The sequence below is a fragment of the Streptomyces ossamyceticus genome (genome assembly GCF_001418475.1).
Taxonomy (GTDB): Bacteria; Actinomycetota; Actinomycetes; order Streptomycetales; family Streptomycetaceae; genus Streptomyces; species Streptomyces ossamyceticus.
In genome coordinates this window covers 1-1,231 of record NZ_LIQX01000960.1, presented here as the reverse complement: position 1 = coordinate 1,231, position 1,231 = coordinate 1, and the positions used below count along the sequence as shown (strand labels likewise).

Annotated in this window: 2 pseudogenes; one reads left to right on the top strand and one right to left on the bottom strand. The window is 69.3% G+C overall.

The features are described 5' to 3' along the window. Window positions 1-99: 99 nt before the first annotated feature. Window positions 100-393, bottom strand: a pseudogene (locus AOK15_RS40975) (nucleotide-binding protein); the annotation flags it as partial. A 477-nt stretch (window positions 394-870) separates the two neighbouring features. Here AOK15_RS40975 and AOK15_RS40970 point away from each other — a divergent pair. Continuing rightward, window positions 871-1,231: pseudogene (locus tag AOK15_RS40970) on the top strand (hypothetical protein); the annotation flags it as partial.

Below are 1,231 nucleotides of genomic sequence, written 5' to 3'. Positions count from 1 at the left end.
ACGCATTCGACCGAGGAACCTTCGTTCACACCCGTGAGGTCATGCGGGAAGCAGCCCGGGCACACACTCATACGCGATAGAACATGCTTGTGCGCACTCAACCTTGAGCAGTTCACAACCCCGGCCGGGCGGCGTCGTCTTGACCATGGCGTCGCGGGAGACGATCCGCGGGTTGGCGCCGCGCAGGTGGTCCTTGATCTCACCGGTGCGGGAGCTGAGCGGCGGGGCGCCGAACGTCTCGTCCTCGTCGAGGCCGAGCGCGTGTGCCAGATGCTGGTTGATGTCCCCGTCGATCGCCACGAGCGGGGCGCCGCTCCGGGCGAGATGGCGGGCGAAGAGCGCGGACAGCGTGGTCTTGCCGCTGCCGCCCTTCCCTACGAACGCGACACGCACGGACGGCCACCCCGCTCGGCGGCGCGCGCGACGGACACGGCACCATAAATGAAAATGGATGTCATGAACGTAGAGTCGGGAGCGGGTCGGACGTTGTCAAATTCCGCCACGCCGCTCACCCGTCGGGCGGCGCTCGTTGGTGAAGACTTTGCGCGCCGGTGGGCAGTCGGCGGGGGGTTCATGGGGAGCCCATGGCGCCACCGGAGCACAGGATTCCCCATGTGTCCCGAATGTGTGCCCCCCGTGTGCACATCTCCGCACGGACCCAAGTGACCTCCCGTTTCCCGAGGTTGACAGCCCCTACTCGGTGGTAAACGATGTGCTCACTCTGCGGCTCATAAGACCAGTGGGCCCGGTGTCTCTTCGACGACCTCACACCCCGGCGCGGCCCCGGTGACCCCGGTGCTGCCCTGTGCCGTCGCGCGCCCGCCGCCGTGCCCGGGGTCTCGCACCGCCAAGCTCGAGAATGGGATCTGCATGTCCATAGCGAGACGTGTCACCATGCGCCGCCTGCTCGGTACGGGCGCAGCCGCCCTCGCCCTGACCGCCGCCGCCTCCGGCTCCGCCTGGGCCACCGGCCCCGGCGGCGACGGCTGGGGTGAGAAGAGCTACGCCCCCGGCCAGGGCGCGGGCACGGCCACCGAGACCGACCGCTGCGAGTTCTCCCTGGACGGCGTGAAGTTCGCCGACTGGGTCAAGCTCGACGACCAGAACCTCAAGCCCACCGAGGACGGCAAGGTCCACATCACGGTCCGCGCCGCCGCCGACGCCACGACCTGCACGGTCTCCCTGGCCTCCTACCTCGCCCACGGCCCGACCTTCGCCACCTCCGGCGAGC